The 19,744-nt window shown below is 42.8% G+C and carries 14 protein-coding genes; 6 read left to right on the top strand and 8 right to left on the bottom strand.

Going from position 1 to position 19,744, the window contains the following annotated elements:
• Positions 1–41: 41 nt before the first annotated feature.
• The 3 genes from BLS28_RS29835 to BLS28_RS29825 all read left to right on the top strand — a co-directional run bounded on the left by BLS28_RS29835 (position 42) and on the right by BLS28_RS29825 (position 3,130).
• On the top strand, positions 42–770 hold the full coding sequence (locus BLS28_RS29835; RefSeq protein ID WP_090524532.1) for an ATP-dependent Clp protease proteolytic subunit: 729 nt from the start codon (positions 42–44) through the stop codon (positions 768–770).
• Positions 771–942: 172 nt separating this feature from the next.
• Positions 943–2,181, top strand: coding sequence for an ATP-dependent Clp protease ATP-binding subunit ClpX (gene clpX / locus BLS28_RS29830; protein ID WP_090524534.1), 1,239 nt, complete (start codon positions 943–945; stop codon positions 2,179–2,181).
• 91 nt (positions 2,182–2,272) lie between these two features.
• Positions 2,273–3,130, top strand: a complete 858-nt coding sequence (locus BLS28_RS29825) for an AMP nucleosidase (RefSeq protein ID WP_091176387.1) — start codon at positions 2,273–2,275, stop codon at positions 3,128–3,130.
• Positions 3,131–3,220: 90 nt separating this feature from the next.
• Here BLS28_RS29825 and BLS28_RS29820 read toward each other — a convergent pair whose 3' ends face one another.
• Positions 3,221–9,118, bottom strand: coding sequence for an alpha-2-macroglobulin family protein (locus BLS28_RS29820; protein WP_091176384.1), 5,898 nt, complete (start codon positions 9,116–9,118; stop codon positions 3,221–3,223).
• Between the two features lie 170 nt (positions 9,119–9,288).
• Between BLS28_RS29820 and BLS28_RS29815 the strand changes: the two genes are divergently transcribed.
• Positions 9,289–10,650 carry a cystathionine beta-synthase gene (locus BLS28_RS29815; RefSeq protein ID WP_091176382.1) on the top strand — a complete coding sequence of 454 codons (1,362 nt, stop codon included), beginning with the start codon at positions 9,289–9,291 and terminating at the stop codon, positions 10,648–10,650.
• A 68-nt stretch (positions 10,651–10,718) separates the two neighbouring features.
• On the opposite strand, the gene BLS28_RS29810 is transcribed toward BLS28_RS29815, so the two are convergent.
• The 4 genes from BLS28_RS29810 to BLS28_RS29795 all read right to left on the bottom strand — a co-directional run bounded on the left by BLS28_RS29810 (position 10,719) and on the right by BLS28_RS29795 (position 15,935).
• Positions 10,719–11,840: a DUF6438 domain-containing protein gene (locus BLS28_RS29810; protein ID WP_091176379.1), complete on the bottom strand. Its 1,122-nt coding sequence runs from the start codon at positions 11,838–11,840 to the stop codon at positions 10,719–10,721.
• 108 nt (positions 11,841–11,948) lie between these two features.
• Positions 11,949–13,511, bottom strand: a complete 1,563-nt coding sequence (locus BLS28_RS29805) for an ArnT family glycosyltransferase (protein WP_091176376.1) — start codon at positions 13,509–13,511, stop codon at positions 11,949–11,951.
• Positions 13,512–13,682: 171 nt separating this feature from the next.
• Complete coding sequence (murA, locus tag BLS28_RS29800; RefSeq protein WP_090524545.1) at positions 13,683–14,990, bottom strand: UDP-N-acetylglucosamine 1-carboxyvinyltransferase; 1,308 nt, start codon at positions 14,988–14,990, stop codon at positions 13,683–13,685.
• A gap of 204 nt (positions 14,991–15,194) precedes the next feature.
• Complete coding sequence (locus BLS28_RS29795) at positions 15,195–15,935, bottom strand: DUF4290 domain-containing protein (protein ID WP_090524547.1); 741 nt, start codon at positions 15,933–15,935, stop codon at positions 15,195–15,197.
• A 206-nt stretch (positions 15,936–16,141) separates the two neighbouring features.
• Here BLS28_RS29795 and BLS28_RS29790 point away from each other — a divergent pair, with 206 nt between their 5' ends.
• Both BLS28_RS29790 and BLS28_RS29785 read left to right on the top strand, forming a co-directional pair.
• Entirely contained in the window at positions 16,142–17,239 is a 1,098-nt protein-coding gene (locus tag BLS28_RS29790) for a mandelate racemase/muconate lactonizing enzyme family protein (RefSeq protein ID WP_091176411.1), read from the top strand.
• A gap of 5 nt (positions 17,240–17,244) precedes the next feature.
• Positions 17,245–17,700, top strand: a complete 456-nt coding sequence (locus BLS28_RS29785) for a GNAT family N-acetyltransferase (RefSeq protein ID WP_091176371.1) — start codon at positions 17,245–17,247, stop codon at positions 17,698–17,700.
• Positions 17,701–17,762: 62 nt separating this feature from the next.
• Here the strand turns inward: BLS28_RS29785 and BLS28_RS31085 are convergent, their stop codons facing one another.
• From BLS28_RS31085 to BLS28_RS31080, 3 genes are all read right to left on the bottom strand, one after another.
• Positions 17,763–17,900 carry a hypothetical protein gene (locus BLS28_RS31085; protein ID WP_167516179.1) on the bottom strand — a complete coding sequence of 46 codons (138 nt, stop codon included), beginning with the start codon at positions 17,898–17,900 and terminating at the stop codon, positions 17,763–17,765.
• Between the two features lie 103 nt (positions 17,901–18,003).
• Positions 18,004–19,374 carry a dipeptidase gene (locus BLS28_RS29780; RefSeq protein WP_091176368.1) on the bottom strand — a complete coding sequence of 457 codons (1,371 nt, stop codon included), beginning with the start codon at positions 19,372–19,374 and terminating at the stop codon, positions 18,004–18,006.
• Positions 19,375–19,495: 121 nt separating this feature from the next.
• On the bottom strand, positions 19,496–19,663 hold the full coding sequence (locus tag BLS28_RS31080; protein ID WP_167516178.1) for a hypothetical protein: 168 nt from the start codon (positions 19,661–19,663) through the stop codon (positions 19,496–19,498).
• Positions 19,664–19,744 lie beyond the last annotated feature (81 nt).

Raw genomic sequence — 19,744 nt, 5'->3', positions numbered from 1 at the left:
GTAAGACGCCCGCATTTCCTAACGAACAACAAACAAAAACCATGAGCAGTAATATCGATAAAAACGAATTCAGAAAATATGCTGTTAAGCATCACCGTATTAACAGCCTTTATGTAGACAAATATATTGCAGGTGTTGAAAGAGGCAATATGCCAACAGGTGGTATCACTACCGTACCAACCGGTATGACACCATACATCCTTGAAGAACGCCAGCTTAATGTACAGGCCATGGACGTGTTTTCACGTTTGATGATGGACCGTATCATTTTCCTGGGCGATGCTATTTATGATAATATTGCAAACATTATCCAAGCTCAGTTGCTATTCTTACAATCGGCTGATGCTAAACGCGATATCCAGATCTACATTAACTCACCAGGCGGTTCGGTTTATGCAGGTTTAGGTATCTATGACACTATGCAGTTTATATCAAATGACGTGGCTACCATCTGTACAGGTATGGCGGCGTCAATGGCTGCCGTGTTGTTAGTAGCCGGTACTGAAGGTAAAAGGGCAGCGCTTCCGCATGCAAGGGTGATGATCCACCAGCCATCAGGCGGTGCTCAGGGCCAGCAGTCGGATATAGAGATCACTTATCAGGAGATCACTAAATTGAAAAAAGAACTGTACCAGATCATTGCCGATCACAGCGGTGCACCTTACCAAAAAGTTTGGGATGCATCTGACCGTGACTACTGGATGATTGCAGAAGAAGCCAAAGAATTTGGTATGGTTGACGAGATTTTAAGAGGTAACAAAGGGAAATAATTCTTGAAAGTCCGGATTCCGATAAATCGGAAAGTCTGGATGTTTGGAATGTTAAAAAGTTATTAAAGTCCGGAAGCTGAGCTGCTTCCGGACTTGCTCACTTTCCCGACTTACGGGCAGGATTTTTTTTTTTGCCACTAATTTTTTAACTTTGAGTAAGAAGATAAATCAGATGAATAAAAACAGCAAAGAGATCAGGTGTTCATTTTGCGGTGCCGGTAAACAGGATTCCCTGATGTTAATAGCAGGACTTGATGCACACATTTGTGATAAATGTGTGAACCAGGCCAATGAAATATTGGCTGAGGAGTTGAAGGTACGTAAAGTGAAGTCATCGCCTCTGGCGCCGGCCTTGCTTAAGCCATCAGAAATGAAGGCACATCTTGATCAGTATGTTATTGGGCAGGATGACGCCAAAAAGATACTTTCGGTAGCTGTATATAATCATTATAAACGCTTAAATCAGCGTATTGATAAAGATGAGGTTGAGATTGAAAAATCAAACATCATCATGGTAGGTGAAACAGGTACGGGCAAAACCCTGCTTGCCAAAACACTCGCCAAAGTACTTAACGTTCCATTTTGCATTTGTGATGCTACCGTGCTAACCGAAGCCGGTTATGTAGGGGAGGACGTTGAAAGCATCCTGACCCGCTTACTGCAATCGGCCGATTATGATGTAACCCTTGCCGAAAAAGGTATTGTTTACATTGATGAGGTTGATAAGATAGCCCGTAAAAGCGATAATGCTTCTATCACCCGCGACGTATCCGGAGAGGGCGTACAACAAGCGCTATTGAAAATATTAGAAGGTACCATGGTTAACGTACCACCACAGGGGGGCCGTAAACACCCGGATCAGAAAATGATCACGGTAAATACCAGTAACATCCTTTTCATTTGCGGTGGAGCATTTGACGGTATTGAAAGAAAGATCGCCAATCGACTGCGTACCCAAACTGTTGGTTACAAGTTTAAGCACGATGAGGGTGATATTGATACTAAAAACTTCTATAAGTATATTACACCGCAGGATTTGAAATCATTTGGTTTAATCCCTGAGTTGATAGGCCGTTTGCCGGTGCTTACCTACCTCAACCCGCTTGATAGAGAAGCATTGCACAATATCCTTACCGAGCCTAAAAACTCATTATTGAAACAGTACAAAAAACTGTTTGAATATGAAGGTGTAAAGCTTGATTTTGAAGACGAAGTATTGGAGTTTATTGTAGATAAAGCAATGGAATTTAAACTTGGCGCGAGGGGGTTACGCTCAATATGCGAAGCTATCATGATCGATGCTATGTTCGAGTTTCCATCCAAAAAAGATGTGAAACGTTTGAACGTAACTTTGGATTACGCACGCGAGAAGTTTGAAAAATCTGATCTGAAAAAGTTAAAAGTAGCTTAACGCACAGTATATAAGCAAACACTTATATTTATTAAAAAATAAAGCGCGCCCTGGTTATCATGCCGGGGTTTGCTGTATAAAAAGAAATCATATGAACGAAGAATTAAACATTAAAAAGGACGGAGATGCCTTACCACCGCCGGTGAAAGAAGTGCAATCGCCCGTAAAATCAGGATTAAAAACAAAAGAAGCAATTGTAGCTAACTGGCTGCCGCGCTATACCGGCAGGCCTCTTGAAGCATTTGGCGAGTATATTATCCTTACCAATTTTTCAAAGTATATCCAGCTGTTTTCGCAATGGAATGATAACGCGCCTATTATGGGGCTTGAAAAGCCAATGCAAAGCGTTACAGCAAACGGTATTACTATTATTAACTTTGGTATGGGCAGTTCGGTGGCGGCTACTGTTATGGACCTGCTCACGGCCATTCACCCTAAAGCTGTCATATTTTTGGGTAAATGCGGAGGCCTTAAGAAAAAGAACAACGTAGGCGACCTGATCCTGCCGATAGCCGCCATTCGTGGCGAAGGTACATCCAACGATTATTTACCTCCCGAAGTGCCTGCTTTGCCGGCATTCGCGTTGCAAAAGGCTATCTCAACTACCATTCGTGATTACTCACGCGATTACTGGACCGGTACCTGCTATACCACTAACCGCCGCGTTTGGGAACATGATAAAGTATTTAAAAAGTACCTTAAAGATCTGCGTGCCATGGCTGTTGATATGGAGACTGCAACCATCTTTACAACCGGCTTCGCCAATAAGATCCCTACAGGTGCGCTGCTGCTGGTATCAGATCAGCCGATGATCCCCGAAGGTGTTAAAACCGCCGAAAGCGATTCATCAGTAACCGAGCAATTTGTTGAAACACACCTGCATATCGGTATCGAATCGTTAAAGCAGTTGATCAATAACGGGTTAACGGTTAAGCATTTGAAGTTTTAAGTTCATTAGTTCACTGGTTCATTAGTTCATTTGTCTTAGCAAGCGCTAAACAAATGAACCAGATACCAATGAGCCAAGCATACCAATGAACTAATGAACAAATGAACCAATGACAATCTGTTTCATCCCCTCTCTGCCGTAAAATACCGGGAAATACATCAGTTCGGCTTTGGCCGGATTTAGGGTGTATTTGCCGTTGTAACGGGGGATGAGGTTTACGGTGAATGTATATTTGCCCTGTTTAAGACTGCGGCAAAATATACTTACCTTCTCCTTAAAATATTCGCGGTGTACTTCATTATTGTCCCATTGCTGCTCCTTGCTTTCGTACGAGCATCCGGCAGGTATCGGGATCTCTATCATCACAAAATCAGCATCGCCGCGGGCTGTTACTTCTGCTTTTAATAATACAGGTTCACCGCCTTTCAGGGTGGTTATTGTTTTTTCCTTACGCTCAAACCAGGTATTTACTGTAAAATCTTTACTCACTTTTTCGGGCTTGCTGTTCCAGAACTGCTGGTAGCCGGTAATGTACACAGGAAGACTGCCGGTTTTGCTGATACTGATCGTTTTATCAGTTAGCGTTGTCGAATAAGGGAATTTGTCGATCGTTTTTGTATCTGTGCCTGTAAGCGTGATCTGCGATGGTTTGACCTGTTTATTTTCTGTCAACAGATCTGGCAGAATAGTTTCCAGTATCAGCGCCGATTCATAAGTATTACGCCAGTCACCAAGCCGGCGTTGTTCAAGGAAGTAGCCGCGGATCTTGGTTAGTAGCTCGGGATGCCTGCCTTCGTTTTTGATAATGCGGTAGGCTAATACACTCAACTGTACCGAATTGTCAAAAAAGCGATAACCGTCTTCGCCCCAATATAAGTTACCGAACATAGTATGTTTGCTTGTGTTGATTAAACTGTCCATTTTTATGGGTAGGGCAGATTCCTGCCGTAATAACATCATTCTTAACTTATCATACCCTGACAATTTGTAGTCGAAGGTTTTTTGATCCTTAGCCTGCTCTTTTTCAATGCCTGTTACATACTTCTGGTAATCAACTTTCGCTCCCAGTTTATGAAGTAACTGAAGGCAAAGTATTTTGTCCCTGCGTTTGTAACTTTCAAGCTGAAAGACGAGATAGTCGGTTAATTTTTGTTTATCCAGTTCAACAGCGTAGCCCTCTTTTTGGGCATCTACAAGCGCTTCTACTACATGCAGACTGATCCAGAGTTCTTCGTTACTATCCTTCCACCAGCCCCAGGTGCCGTTACTTTTGCGGTTTTCCTGTAGTTTTTTAATTACGTCTTTTATATTTCTCTCGTATTTAAACTCTTCGCCCAAAAACTTTTTAATGCGCCGTTCCATGAGCAGGCCTTTCAATTTTGAAGCCAGCTGCTCATTGCATAGATACTTGTACTCCCTCAGCTTGCGGGTTTCTTCAGTCAACGCGGGCAATACAGAAGCCTCTGCCCGGAAAGTAACAGGGCCCAAAGCCGGATCAAATTTCATGTTCACTGTGGTATCGCGGTCAAGTGCTTCAAAAACTCCTTTGGTTTCTTTAACCCCCTGGGGCATCACCGGGATACTGCGCTGCTCGCCGTCAAAATAGCCGTTATCCCGTTTAATGGTATACTCAAAAGTGAGGCTGTCGGTAGGAGCGATAGAAGCAGCGGCAGCAGCAGTAATAGTAAGTGTGTCAATTTTGGAGTTTTTAACTTCCAGTTCCTCCTGTTTCAGGGTTTGTCCGTTGTATTTAAAAATACGGGTAAGCTTTGCGGAGGTATTATTATAGTTCATCACCTTGCCAATCAGGTTCATTTCATCGCCGGCTATGGCAAATTGCGGCGCAATGAAATTGGCGCTTAAAGGTTTATATGATTTGATGCTGCTTTCGGTAAAGCCGGTTTGCCTATTGCCGGTAATGCCGATGATAAACGTTCGCCAGTTGGTGATATCATCAGGGTAAGTAACCATAAAGCTGGCTTTGCCATGCTCGTCGGTACTGAGTTTAGGCTGCCAGTAGGCGTAGTCTGAAAAGTTTTTACGCATGGTTTGCGTGCTGCCGGTTTGTGTGCTGTCGGCCCCTTTGCTTCCGGCCAAACCGGGTTTAGCTTTGGTTCTGATCACGATGACGCCATTTGAGCCCCGGGCACCGTATATTGCCGTGGCAGCGGCGTCTTTCAATACACTAATTTCTGCAATGTCATCTTTATTTACGTCAGATAGCTTATCAACAATTTCGCCATCCACCACAATCAGCGGCTGGGCCGACGGTAATGATGCCATTCCTCTAATCATAATATTGATACCGCCTCCGGGCCCGCCATCGTTTATATTCAGACCGGCAACCCTCCCCTCTAAGGAAGATACCATTGCCAACGCGCCCGTGGTCTCACTTCTTTTTACCGCACCATATCCAATAACCATAACCTCCTGCAATAATTTTGAGCTTGGTTTTAAGGTTATCCTGACAGTTGCCCCGGGTTGTATGTTTAGCTCCTGCGTGTCGTAGCCTATAAAGCTTATAATGAGCTTGCCGGTTTTGGGAACTTTTAATTTAAAGCGCCCGGCTAAATCCGTGAGTGTGCCTGTTGATGAACCTTTTACCTTTATGGTTACACCGGGCACAGCTAATTTATCATCGCTGGCGATAATTGTTCCGCTCATCATGTCGCCGAAAGTACCGGTATCAAGATATTTATCATTAAAGGCCTCTTTTATTTTCAGGGCATCGTTTTCTATTTCGCGGTCACCGTGATTATAGCTGCCCGTCCTGTTATTGATAATGTTGCTGATCCGAACACCTACCGAATCTTTAACATGCGTGGGCAACACCGTAAAGTTGTAAAAATTAGTGCCGCCTGTTTTTATGGTTACATTTTCTTTAATATCATAACTATCGCCCTTAAGTAAAAATAAAAGCCTGTACCTGCCGGCGTTTAGGTTATTAATGTATGTGGTATTGCCGGGATAGATCAATAAAAAGTCCGGGTCATCATATTTATAAACGATCAGGTTTTTAACCAGCAGTTTTTTGCCCTTAGGTTGATCGATGCTCATACTTAGTTTACCTGTTTCGCCCGTAATAACGGGGTTTACAAAAAGTGATTGCGTGTTGCTGCGCAGGTCAAGATATTGCTGCCAGATACTTTCGGCCTCAGGTTGGGTAAGTACCTGCTGTGTATAATCATCGGCAGGGCCGTGGTATGAAGATAGTATGGGATTGAAGGGATAGGCAGCAGCGATGCTTTTTTGTTTGATAAGACCGGGCTCAAACTGAAAAGAATAGCCTGGTTCGGTAACAAAATATCGCGAACCACTGCCCTGTACATCTAAATTGGCAAAGTTTTCGACCGAAGGACCTATGAGTACGCTGTTGTTCCGGTAACCATAGTTCGGGTCGGGATTGATCATGAATACCTTTTCGTTTTGGGTAAGGAGGGCCATCTTCCAGCCAAAATTATTGATAACGGTAATCAGGTAACGGTTGATGAAGTCGCTTTCATAGGTACTCAATGTATCCAAAACCTTTGTTGAGTGCGCATTATCAGCATTAATGCTGAAGATCAGCTTTTTCGATTTTTGTACATCTACACTATCTACCCAAATGTTTTGATGGCTGGTCCTGAACCGGAACATGTGCCTGCCCGGCGATACCGCGAAACTGTAGCGTTTAAGCTGTTGTGTTTGGTCAAAGTACACCGGCCGGTCATCAATATAAAGGATGTGTACGGGCAATACATCGCCGTTTTTAATCACAAAAGGCGCTACCTGGGTTAGCGAGTCTTTAGCATCTTCTTCAACCCGGTAAATTTTTTCGGGGTGAGTAAACTGGTAGTAGGCAATACTGTCAAGCCCCATTTCTTTACTCCAGCGCTTCCAGTTGAGCTGTAATGAACCATCGCCATTTATATTGCCGGTATTAAAACCCATTTTTTGCTTGCGATACGGAAAACCTTTGTCAAGGTATGGCACATACGGCGCCTTGTAGTCGGCAAACTTACTCGTCATTGACCAGGCCGTTAAATCAGCATTGGCTACGGGCTGGCCTTTGGCATCGGTAACCACGATGTCGGTTTTAGCTTGCTGCCCGGGATAAACCGACACTGGCTGACGAGCGTTGATGGTCAGCAACTTATCGCGGTACATGATATCGGTGGCTTCGGTTTTGCTTTCACCCGCCCAGATATAATGCACCTGAAAGTTTAGGAGGTTTTGATCATTATAAGCACGTACATAAAACAGGTTATTGGCCTGCCCTGCATCAATTAATTTGTTGCCGCCAAATACCGAATACCAAAAATGCAGGTGCCGCGGGTTGTCAACCTTTACAAACACCGAATCGGCGGTGCGGTAGCCCGATAGCGAGATGCCGGCGTTATTATCTTTTAGGTCGAGGTCGGCATAGGCGCTGTCTGTTTCGATATTGTAACTATCGGCATAAGGATTGATGATGGTTTTTGCCGGGAGCATTACCCTGACCCTGGTTATGGTATCATACTTTGCGTTAAGGGCGCTGATGGTAGCCATAGCATTTACGGCCTTTCCATTATCAAAGGCGGTACTTATTAGTGTATCACCGTTTAACTTGGCGGTAATACTAAACCGGCTGTACCGGTAACTCATATCGTTATTGGCCGATTGCTGTTCGTTATTACTGTTCAGAAATTCTGAATTAATGGTGTAAGTAATATCTGCCTTCGGGAAAATAGAATCGGGGATAATTAGCCTGGTTTCACCAACCGGGTCAAGCTGTAGTTGGTGTGTCCAAAGCTGGTCGGGCACAAAAGTGTAGTTTTGCCTGCGCATACCGGTGCCACGGGTATTGAATGTAACAGTAACCCTGCCATCCGTAACCGGCAGGTTATTTTCGTCAACTGCTTTTAAATATAATGTAGCCGGATTTCCGGGCCCGTGTTTTTCTTTATCAATCCTGGTGCTGAAGGTTATTGATTTAAGCTCGTATTCTTCATATTTAAACCGGCCCGTCAAAAAAACCTTGCGTTTGGCTAAAAAGCCCTGATCGTCATCGCCTTTATAATCGTCAAGTTTGTACTTTTCGCTTGACTGATCTTCGAGCGAGATGGTATAATCTTCATCAAGTGAAAGGTCGAGGCTATCAGTAAGAGCAAAGCTATATTCATAAGCTCCTTCGCGGTAACTGTTTACTTTGCCTATGATCTTACCGTCATCCTCATACCGTTCTTTGAGCCGTACTAAAAGCTGAGCTGTGGTTACAGGTTGTTTTGTTTTTTTATTTAAGATGATCGCCTTGAATTTTACCGTATCGTGTGGTTTATAAATGGCCTTGTTAAATACAATGAAGCCTTCATAATTATCTGCGGGCTGGCGGCTGTAATATTTATCGTGTCCCTTAAACAGGTTTTTAAAGCGTTTCCAGGCAGCTTTAAAAAAGCTCATATTGCGATACGGATTGTAATGATAATAAGATGAGCGCTGCTGTTTTTTTATAACGTAATAGTTGGTAACGCCCGCGTAATCAACTTTTAGTATGGTATCCCTTTTTGAAGGATTAGCTATATACAAGCCGGCCTTTGAATCATAAGTAACGGTATGATTGTCAAACTGCACTAAAGCGTTGTTAATAGCTTTGCCTGCCTGGTCAACCAAAATAAAGCGGAGGTCATAGTTATTAGCCAGCAGTTTTAAATTGGCCGAGCGGTTTTCGATAAGCGAATAGCTTAGCACGTTCTTTTTGGCCACTACTTTCAAATAGTTGCCGAGAAGGAGGGTATTGTTCCATTTATCGTTTGTTTTAAACGAGTCAATGGGGTTGTGTAATATTTGCTCGTCAGGTTTTTTACGCGGGTAGCGGTAAAATTTAAACACATCGCCGGCCGTTATTTTATATATATAAGTATAATAACTGCTTTGCCGGCTTGGGGTAAGCGGCTTTTGCCCAAATGCGGCAGTTATACAAAAACTTAAGAAACTAAAAAATAATAACGATCTTTTTAGTGTTGCCTGCATGTTTAGGTATGTTTTGTGGTAATTACCACCGGTTTGAATTTATTACATTTATGCTTGTGTGTTTATAGGATGCAGATCTATTTACTTTTCCATAAAAGAAATATCATTTAAGAAACTTATTTTTGAGGCGTAACCCTGCTTTATATACCGGGTTAGTAGAGATTTAAATTATGTGGTACAACAACATACTCGATACCATTGGCAATACGCCGCTGGTAAAACTGAATAAAGTAGCAAAAGACATTCCAGCTACTGTTTTAGCCAAGATAGAGACAACCAATCCCGGCAACTCCATTAAAGACCGTATGGCCCTTAAAATGATTGAAGACGCCGAAAAAAGCGGTAAGCTTAAACCCGGCGGTACCATTATTGAAGGCACATCGGGCAATACCGGTATGGGACTGGCTATCGCGGCCGTTATCAAAGGCTATAAATGTATTTTTACCAGTACCGATAAACAGTCAAAAGAAAAGTTTGATGCTTTGCGCGCCTTTGGGGCCGAGGTAATTGTTTGCCCTACTAACGTGGAACCTGAAGATCCAAGGTCATACTATTCGGTATCGTCACGCCTGGAGCGGGAAGTCCCTAACTCATGGAAGCCCAATCAGTATGATAACCTGAGCAACTCGCAGGCGCACTATGAAAGTACTGGTCCCGAAATTTGGGAGCAGACTGAAGGCAAGATCACCCACCTTATTGCAGGTGTTGGTACTGGTGGTACTATATCAGGTATTGCCCGTTATCTGAAAGAGAAGAACCCTGCCATACAGATTTTAGGTATTGATACTTATGGTTCGGTATTTAAAAAATACAAGGAAACAGGTGTTTTTGATAAAAACGAGATCTATCCATATATCACCGAAGGTATTGGCGAAGATTTCCTGCCACAAAACGTTGATTTTAGCCTGATAGATCACTTTGAAAAGGTGACCGATAAGGATGCCGCCCTCATGACCCGCGAAATTGCCCGTAAGGAGGGGATCTTTTCCGGTAACTCAACAGGCTCAGCCGTGGCTGGTTTGCTGCAGATGAAGGATAAGTTTAAAGAGGGCGATGTGGTGGTGATCATCTTCCCGGACCATGGCACCCGCTATCTTGGAAAAATGTATAATGACGACTGGCTGCGCGACCGTGGTTTCCTGAAAGACGAGAAACTTACCGCCCGCGATATCATCAGCAAAAAAGATGTACAGGAAATCATTACCATTGATTGCGAAAAGAGCGTGCTTGAGGCTATTAATACTATTAAATCGCTCAATATCTCTCAAATCCCGGTTACGCAAAAAGGTATGGTAATTGGGAAGATCACCGAGAGTGATATCCTTGATTCGCTGATCGAAAACCCTTCAATCAAATCGCAGCCGATCAAAAACATTACCACAGCTCCGTTCCCCTTTGTTGATCTGAATACTTCGATAGACAGGATCTCGGCGATGATCAATAAAGATAATATTGCTGTGCTTGTTGAAGACGGGGAGGGTAAAATCGAGATTATTACCCAGTATGATATTATAAACGCTATATCAGCTTAGCAGGTGAGGTTAAACGTGAAAGATAAAAGGTGCTATGCCCATCGCATAGCACCTTTTATCTTTCACGACTAATCGTAGTCATAAATTTTACGCCATTTCCATTGCTGCTGATTTACGTCATAAAAGTTGAATCCGATATCAACAGTTTGAAATTTATCTTTTATTTTGAATGTGAAAAACCGACCATTGGTTTTAATGGTATCTCGTGGCAAGTCACTATATTCGATGACAAGGTTAAACCGCTGAGCAAAAGTAATATCAGTAACCTTTCCATTACGCAGGTAGTCAGATAATAAAAAAGCTTCTGATTCAGTTAATTCTGCAATCTTTTTACCTTTTCTAAAACTTGAGCCCCTTATTTTTTTAAATCTTGAACTAATAAATGGTGGTATGGGCATCTTTGTTAAGCTCAATTGCTGATAAAGGTAGCGTACAGGGATATACGCCCAGGTAAACTCAAAAGGGGCAGATCTACCATAGTCATCAATGGTTTTGTAAATTTTCCCATTTTGTATGAATGTGGTGCTTATTGTCTCATCATCTGACCGAGATACGTTATACCTATCCTTTAGTGAAGCGATATCAGCTTTGGAAAAATTTGCTTGTAGTTGTTGGAACTTTTCTTTCGTGATTTTACCTTCAAACAAGCCTTTTTTACCGGTATATTCCAATCCTTTAAATAATATAGTCCCATCATCATTCAATATAATGCTCATGATCGGACACGATCCATAACATCCGGATGTAGATAAAACGATTTTTTCGAAGGTGGGATTTTTATGGTTTCCGGGTTTGTAATGCTTAAAGGTAGCAAGCTTATTATTCCATAAATCAAATTGCAAGGTGTCAGGAGTTAATTTGGTTAATAGGTGGGCCTCCCATTTATTGCCGTTAGGATTTAACAAGTACAGACTATCAGCGTCGATCCTGTATTTTGAACCACCTCCAAGGTTTATTGTGGTACTGTCTGTTCGCCTTAAATAACTGGTTTTATTTTCAAAAGTGCCATTTTTATAAAAGTTAAAGCCTGCATTATCAAAATACGGAACTTCAAGAACAATATTTCTATTTGCTGTGGCCGGATTTTTAACTTTAATCCAATTGCCTAAAATGTTCTTTTCATTTTGCTGGCGTATATCATTGCACGATAAGATGAGGAGCAGCAAAAATAATGATAGAACATATTTCATGTTATGGCAGGTTTAATTTGACTGCGTTAAAACGTTTGAGAAAAGCGATTTATTACCTGACTTTTAAAAGATAAGCCTTTTGCCTTTAGCCCTTTGCCTTTCACCTCACTACTCCAACCTCTTCTTCGCCAATTCCGGGCTATACCTTTGATTTAACCGGTAATTTGGTGTAATGATAAACACAGCCGTACCCTTCTCTCTTGCAAGCGGATTGGTTACCTCTCCAACTTTGGTAAAACTGCCTATCATTTTCCCTTCCACAAATTCCTTAATATTTTTTCCGCCGTTTTCATCTACATAAATCATGTATTTGCATTTGAGGCTATCGGGTGCCCAAAGGGTAAAGCTGCTGTTCAGTGATATTACATCGGGATAACCGTATTGCTTACCATAATGATGGATGGCGCCGGCTTCACCGTAGTTATCGGCATAAACTAAAGTTTGTTTCTGATCGTTGGCATTAAGGCTTTTGTAAGCTTTATCAACCAATGCTGCCATATCATCCCAGCCCAGCATGTCGGCATAATCCTGGGTGGTGGCGTGTTTTTTACCGTCTTCCCAGGTCATGGCAAAGCGAGCAGGCGGGAGATGTTTATCGGCAAACCTGAAGAATGCCAGCGTTTGCGATAGCGGGAGTATAGGCAGTACTATCGGGAATAAAACAAGGTTTGGTAAAGTAAATAAAATAATTGTCGCAGTACGCAAAACATACCCACTCGTTTTTAATAAACGTTCGAAACCGAAAGCCCCTGCCGCAAACAGCATAGGGTAGGCGCCAAATATGTAATAGCTTTTACCATCCATCATCAGTAAAAAAAAGAAGATGAGCGCGTAAGCCAATGCCAGAAACTGGAAATTACGTAGCCTGAATGAAAATATCAGGAACGCCAGTCCGTTAAGCCATACAAATAAAGCTACGCCATTGACCAGTAATTGTTGTTTAATAAAGTCGGTTGGGGTAATGTAATCCAACTGCTGCTCACGCAGGGTTTTCATATGCGTAAATACAGGCATGTGATGTGTTATTTGCCAGATGAGGTTAGGCAGTACGATAACTATTGTTATGAAGGCAGCACCAAGAATATGCTTATTGAACAGTAATTTACGCTGCTTGCTGATAAGGATACCAATAACAAGTGAAGCCGCGAAAAACAGCATGGTGTACTTAGTAAGTACGCCAAAGCCAACGGCTGCGCCAAGCCAGTATAGGTACCTTACATCGGTAGTGTTGAGGTATTTTACGAGCAGCCAAACCGTTAATACCCACCAAAACTGATCGAATACTACTGGCTGAAAAAGATAGTCACTTGCTGCAAAGGCAGGCGCAAAAATGAGCGACAAACAGGCAAGGGTTATAGCAAACTTCTTTCCGCCAAATTCAATGACGATGAGTCCGGTAAGCAGCACAATAAGTCCTCCAAACAGGGTAGGGAACAATCGTGCCGCGAAAACGGAGTTGCCAAAACAAGTTACAGAGATTTTTGCCAGGATGGCTATAAACGGCGGTACTTCCTTGTATCCCCAATCCAGATGATCGGCCAATACAAGGTGCAAAAACTCATCCCTGTGAAAACCAAAATGCGATATCGCGAAAAGATTAAGAACAACTTTAATAAATACAAATATCAGTACAAAATAAACGTAGGTAGATTTCCGGTTTTTGTAAGGCATTGTTAATATAATGGGTTTTGAGCTAAAGGCCGAAGGCTGAAAGCATAAAGCTATAAAAATATATTTATAAAGCAGAAAGCCTCATAAAGCAAAAAGCTCAAAGCATAAGGCTTAAAGCTTTTGCTTGTCCTTATGTTTTGAGCTTTAAGCCTTCGGCCTTAAGCTTTCTGCTTATATTCTCGTTATATCAGCGCCCAAAGCTTTAAGCCTGGTATCAATATGCTGATAGCCACGTTCAATTTGTTCAATATTGTAAATGGTTGACTGGCCTTGTGCCGAAAGTGCGGCGATCAGCAATGAAACCCCGGCACGGATATCTGGCGAGGTCATGGAAATGCCGCGCAGTTTAACCTGGTTATCCAGGCCAATAACGGTTGCACGGTGCGGATCGCAAAGAATGATCTGCGCGCCCATATCCAACAGTTTATCCACGAAGAATAAGCGGCTCTCAAACATTTTTTGATGGATCAGTACCGAACCTTTTGCCTGGATAGCTACAACCAGCACAATGCTTAATAAGTCGGGAGTAAAGCCAGGCCATGGTGCATCGGCAATGGTCATGATACTGCCGTCGATAAAAGTCTCTATTTCGTAATGTTCCTGGGCCGGGATAAAGATATCATCACCTCTAAGCTCCAGTTTAATACCTAAACGCCTGAAAACGTCGGGGATCATGCCCAATTCTTTGTATTGAACATCTTTAATGGTAATCTCAGATCCCGTCATGGCTGCAAGGCCGATAAATGAACCGATCTCGATCATGTCGGGCAATAATCGGTGCTCTGTACCGCCTAATTTTTCAACACCTTCAATCGTTAGCAGGTTTGAGCCAATACCGCTGATCTTAGCACCCATACGGCTCAGCATTTTACAAAGCTGCTGCAGGTAAGGCTCGCAGGCGGCGTTGTAAATAGTAGTAGTGCCTTTGGCTAATACCGCGGCCATTACCACGTTGGCCGTTCCTGTTACAGAAGCTTCGTCCAGCAGGATATAAGTACCTTGCAGGTTGGAGGCATCTACATTAAAGAAACCATTTTCGGGATTGTAATTAAATTGGGCCCCCAGTTTCTCGAAACCCAGGAAGTGGGTATCCAACCTGCGGCGACCGATTTTATCGCCACCTGGTTTAGGGATTGATGCTTTGCCAAAACGTGCCAGCAAGGGGCCAACTATCATGATAGAACCACGTAAGCCGCCACCCTTTGATTTAAAAGCTTCAGACAAGAAAAAATCCTGGTTGATGTCTTTGGCCTCAAAGGTGTAAGTATGCTCGTTAATACGTTCAACAATAACGCCCATATCGCCAAGCAGCTCTATCAGTTTGTTTACATCCTTAATATCGGGGATGTTGCTGATGGTTACTTTTTCTTCAGTAAGCAATACGGCAGATATAACCTGTAAAGCTTCGTTTTTTGCACCCTGAGGGGTTATTTCACCTTTTAGCGGTTTGCCGCCATTTATTACAAATGCGTTAGTCATGCGGAGTTTCGGATAATTGATAAGATCACCAATGATAAACTGTAAAAGCTATGATCGGTTTTGTCAAATAATTTATATGCGGCAAAGATTAGAAAATTAATGGAAAAACCTTGCTAAATATCCTGTACCAAAAGATACTTTTATGAAAGAGGGAAAGCAGAAGAAAAGCAAAAGCCCTCCCCTGAAGGGGAGGGTTGGGTGGGGTTAATATTTTTTTGCGCCGCCGTTGTTACGGTTGCGGTTTTGGTTGTTGTTGCGGTTTTGATTATTGTTTTGCCTGCCGCCATTACCGCCGCCACGGTTTTGATTGTTTTGGTTATTGTTGCGGCCGCGGTTGTTATTATTGGTATTGTTTTGCTGAAAGTTATTAGGGCGGAAATCAACGCGGTTAAGGTTGATGTTCTCTTCCAGTTTCAACGTACCGCCCGATAAAGCATATAGATCTGACAGGATGCTTTCATCGCTCACCGAGTCTTTGTTCCATTGTACATAGGCCATTTTCATAAAGTTAGCTATCGCCTGGATCATGTGGCGCTTACGTTCAGGCTCCTCAATGGCCTTGGCCTTTTCAATCATCAGCTCAATGGTTTTGCCATAGTGCTTGTATTTGATACGCTGATGAGGATAGTTTAACGGTGCTGGTTTAATATGCACAGCATCAGGCGATGGCTTGGGGTACGGTGAATCCACATCAATCTGGTAATCAGAAATGATGTGCAGGTGGTCCCACAGTTTATGTTTAAAATCGGCCACATCGCGCAGGTGGGGGTTTAAAAAGCCCATCAGGTCAATAACTACCTGTGCGTAGCGGTTGCGTTCTTCTTTGGTTGGCAGCGCTACAATATATTTAACCATATTTTGTACGTTACGGCCATATTCAGACAGGATCAGTTTATTCCTGGTTGAGTTATAATCAAAATTTGCAGGCGTGTTTTCTTTAGCCATGGTAATAATTTTTTAAGAAAGTTGAAAGTTAGCCAGGCAAATTTCCCTGATTGGAAGGGCAAAAGAGGCTAAAATTGAATTGTTACTTGTATTGAAGTAGTGCAAATATAAACTAATACTTATAATACGCAAATTACGTTGGTTAATTGTTGCAAATATTTGTTTTATTTTAGCTTTTAAACATCTACAATTTGGAAAATCAGCAAATTACCATCACGCACACAGAGATCTACCGCTTCAGCATCCCGATGGAGCCGTTTACCATTGCTACCGGAACATTATCTCACGCCCAAAATGTTTTTATCCGTGTGCATACCGATGCCGGTTTTTACGGTGTAGGGGAATGCTCGGCTTTCCCGATGATTGTTGGCGAAACACAGGATACCTGCCTGATTATGGCGCGTGAGTTTGCCCGCTTATGGAAAGGCAAGGATGCGCTTGATATCGAAGCCCGGCTTGGCGAACTTCACAGTTTTACTGCCGGTAATACCACTATAAAAAGCGCTTTTGATAACGCCCTGTTTGATATAGCGGCAAAAAATGCAGGCCTGCCATTATACCAGTTTTTGGGCGGCGAAAAACGTATTGTTGAATCAGATATTACAATAGGGATCGCCGGACATCATACCATGGCTTTAAAAGCGCTTGATTTTAAGGCCTCCGGTGCTAATATATTAAAGGTGAAGCTGGGCAAAAATGCAGTGGAAGATGTAGAGCGCATCAAACAGATCCGGGAAGCTGTTGGCCCGGGTATGAAAATCCGTATTGATGCCAACCAGGGCTGGACTTTTAACGAAGCGGTTTTTGCACTGCAGTCAATTGCGCAATATGATATTGAGTTTTGCGAGCAACCTATACGTACCTGGTATGACGACCGGGTACCCGAGTTGATGCAGTTATCACCCGTTAAGATCATGGCCGACGAAAGCGTATACAACCACCATGATGCCCGCAAACAAATCAACGCCGGGGCCTGCCATTATATCAATATTAAAATGGCCAAGTCGGGCGGTATTTATGAGGCTAAAAGGATTCATGACGTTGCTGCTTCATACGGGATACCCTGTATGATGGGAGGGATGCTGGAAAGCCGGATAGCATTAAGCGCTAAATTACACTTTGTATATGCCAGCCCCAATATCCGGTTTTATGACATGGATACCTGTAAACTGGGGCATTTGGTTGACCCGTGTGTTGGCGGGGCCATATATGATGGATATCATTTAACCATCGACGACGCGCCAGGCATAGGCGCCGATGCCGATGAAGCATTTTTGGCCGATTGCGAACGATTTACTATTTAACGAATATGCTGATCAGAAAAGCTACCATTGAAGACCTGCCCGTATTGCTTCAATTTGAGCAGGGTATAATTACTGCCGAACGCCCTTTTGATAGCACACTCAAACCCGATCCTATCAGTTATTATGATTTGGAGGCCTTCATAACCTCAACAGATGTGCAGGTTTTGGTAGCCGAAATTGACGGGGAGATAGCGGGCAGCGGATATGCCCGAATTAAAAAGAACCCGGACGTGTACTATGACTTTGAAAAATATGCTTACCTGGGTTTTATGTATGTGCTGCCTGCATACCGGGGTATGGGAGTAAACCAGGCCATAATAGAAGAATTGAAGAAATGGACAGTTGAGCAGGGGTTGACCGAAATAAGGCTCGAGGTATATAATGATAATATTGGAGCCATTAAAGCCTATGAAAAGGCAGGATTTAAAAAACGTATGATCGAAATGCGGATAAGACTGTAATGGAATTATATAAAACGAGCCGGTAAGTTTCCCTTGCCGGCTCGTGGGGTGTTATAAATATCTTATAGCAGAGGCTTTCGCTTCATTTTATTTTCGCTTAAAGCCTTAGCTGTTTTTGTTTTGTCCTGTTTCGATGATTTTAGATCGCGCAACTGCTTAGATGCATCGGTCTTTTCTTTGTCCAATTCTTTAGTTGCCATGGTTTTGATTTTTGTATAGTTAGATAATATCATAAATATATTATTTGTTTTACCTAAATCAAAAAATAACTGTCGTTATCGCGCAAATTAAAGCTTCATGACATTAGTTTGATAACTCCGCAAAGTATTTGTGAAACAACGGAATGGTTTCTATGCCTTTATAATAATTGTAAATATCATATTTCTCATTGGGCGAGTGCAGGGCATCGCTATCAAGCCCGAAGCCCATCAATACAGTTTTTAAACCAAGCTCGGCTTCAAACAAAGCAACAATTGGGATACTGCCGCCGCCACGGGTAGGGATGGGCTCTTTGCCAAATGATTCGGCAATGGCTTTTTGAGCAGCACGGTAAGCCACACTGTCGGTTGGGGTTACAGCCGGTTCGCCGCCATGATGTGGAGTTACCTTAACCTTAACATAGGGAGGTGCAATACTTAAAAAATGGTCGGTAAACAGTTTGGTTATAGCATCTGACGTTTGGTTGGGCACTAAACGCATAGATATTTTGGCATTGGCTTTTGAAGGTAACACCGTTTTGGCGCCTTCGCCTATATAGCCGCCCCAAATGCCGTTTAGCTCGACGGTAGGACGGGTGCCTGTACGTTCAAAAGTACTGTAGCCCTTTTCGCCCCAAAGCTCGGCTACATCAAGGTCTTGTTTGTACCCGGCTTCATCATAAGGCGCGCTGTTAAGGGCTTTGCGTTCTGCTTCGCTCAAAGGTACTACATCATTATAAAAACCGGGAATGGTGATATGATTGTTTTCATCATGCAGGCTGGCAATCATTTGGGCCAGTATGGTGATAGGGTTAGCTACGGCGCCGCCGTAAACACCCGAATGCAGGTCGCGGTTTGGGCCGGTTACTTCTACTTCAAGGTAGGAGAGGCCACGTAAGCCGGTTTCAAGCGAAGGGTGCTCCATGCTGATCATCGATGTATCGGAGATCAGCACCACATCGGCTTTCAACTTTTCCTTGTTGGCTTTCACAAAGATGCCCAGGTTGGATGAACCTACTTCTTCTTCCCCTTCAATCATAAACTTAATATTGCATGGCAGGGTACCGGTTTGCATCAGCAGCTCAAAGGCTTTTACATGCATGTAAAACTGTCCTTTGTCATCGCAGGCGCCGCGGGCATATATTTTTCCATCCCGAACAGTTGGTTCGAATGGCGGTGTTTTCCACAGTTCCAACGGATCTGGCGGTTGTACGTCGTAGTGCCCATAAACCAATACTGTAGGTTTGGAAGCATCTATGATCTTTTCGCCGTACACAATAGGGTAGCCGGCGGTTTGGCATATTTCAACATTATCGGCTCCGGCATCGCGGAGCTTTGCTGCCACATAGTCGGCAGTTTTTAATACTTCGGGTTTGTATTTTGGATCGGCACTAACCGATGCCAAACGTAACAGGTCAAATAACTCATCAAGTAAACGCTGTTTGTTTTGCTCAACATATTGCTTTATGTGCTGCATAATATTATTGTTTGCAGCAAATATAGTTAGTTCATTGGTTCACTCGTTCATTAGTTTATTGGTGAATAAAATTAATCGCGAAAACCGTAATTCACCAATTCAATAATTCCCTAATTGATTATCAATCTGCCGAACCCAGATCTGATTTTGGTGTATTTGCAGTCTTAGTGGCAAACTCAACTTTCTCGACTTTTATTTTAGCTTCTTGTTTAGGCGCTTTATGAGTTAATGATACAGCGGTAAGGCCTGTAGCTATTAAAACCGCTGCTGCAATGATGAATTTTTTCATGTTGTTAACTATTCAAATTTTAGTTTATAACATATGATTTTATAATGGAAGAGTTGTGGATTATGCCATAAAATCAGCAGA

Source organism: Mucilaginibacter gossypii (assembly GCF_900100945.1).
Classification (GTDB): domain Bacteria; phylum Bacteroidota; class Bacteroidia; order Sphingobacteriales; family Sphingobacteriaceae; genus Mucilaginibacter; species Mucilaginibacter gossypii.
Note: the sequence above shows the minus strand (reverse complement) of the source record. Positions and strands in the feature narration are given on the sequence as shown.

Coding starts and splice junctions, on each gene's coding strand:
- BLS28_RS29835 (WP_090524532.1), top strand. CDS start 42: ATGAGCAGTAATATCGATAAAAACGAATTCAGAAAATATGCTGTTAAG.
- clpX (WP_090524534.1), top strand. CDS start 943: ATGAATAAAAACAGCAAAGAGATCAGGTGTTCATTTTGCGGTGCCGGT.
- BLS28_RS29825 (WP_091176387.1), top strand. CDS start 2,273: ATGAACGAAGAATTAAACATTAAAAAGGACGGAGATGCCTTACCACCG.
- BLS28_RS29820 (WP_091176384.1), bottom strand. CDS start 9,118: ATGCAGGCAACACTAAAAAGATCGTTATTATTTTTTAGTTTCTTAAGT.
- BLS28_RS29815 (WP_091176382.1), top strand. CDS start 9,289: ATGTGGTACAACAACATACTCGATACCATTGGCAATACGCCGCTGGTA.
- BLS28_RS29810 (WP_091176379.1), bottom strand. CDS start 11,840: ATGAAATATGTTCTATCATTATTTTTGCTGCTCCTCATCTTATCGTGC.
- BLS28_RS29805 (WP_091176376.1), bottom strand. CDS start 13,511: ATGCCTTACAAAAACCGGAAATCTACCTACGTTTATTTTGTACTGATA.
- murA (WP_090524545.1), bottom strand. CDS start 14,990: ATGACTAACGCATTTGTAATAAATGGCGGCAAACCGCTAAAAGGTGAA.
- BLS28_RS29795 (WP_090524547.1), bottom strand. CDS start 15,935: ATGGCTAAAGAAAACACGCCTGCAAATTTTGATTATAACTCAACCAGG.
- BLS28_RS29785 (WP_091176371.1), top strand. CDS start 17,245: ATGCTGATCAGAAAAGCTACCATTGAAGACCTGCCCGTATTGCTTCAA.
- BLS28_RS31085 (WP_167516179.1), bottom strand. CDS start 17,900: ATGGCAACTAAAGAATTGGACAAAGAAAAGACCGATGCATCTAAGCAG.
- BLS28_RS29780 (WP_091176368.1), bottom strand. CDS start 19,374: ATGCAGCACATAAAGCAATATGTTGAGCAAAACAAACAGCGTTTACTT.
- BLS28_RS31080 (WP_167516178.1), bottom strand. CDS start 19,663: ATGAAAAAATTCATCATTGCAGCAGCGGTTTTAATAGCTACAGGCCTT.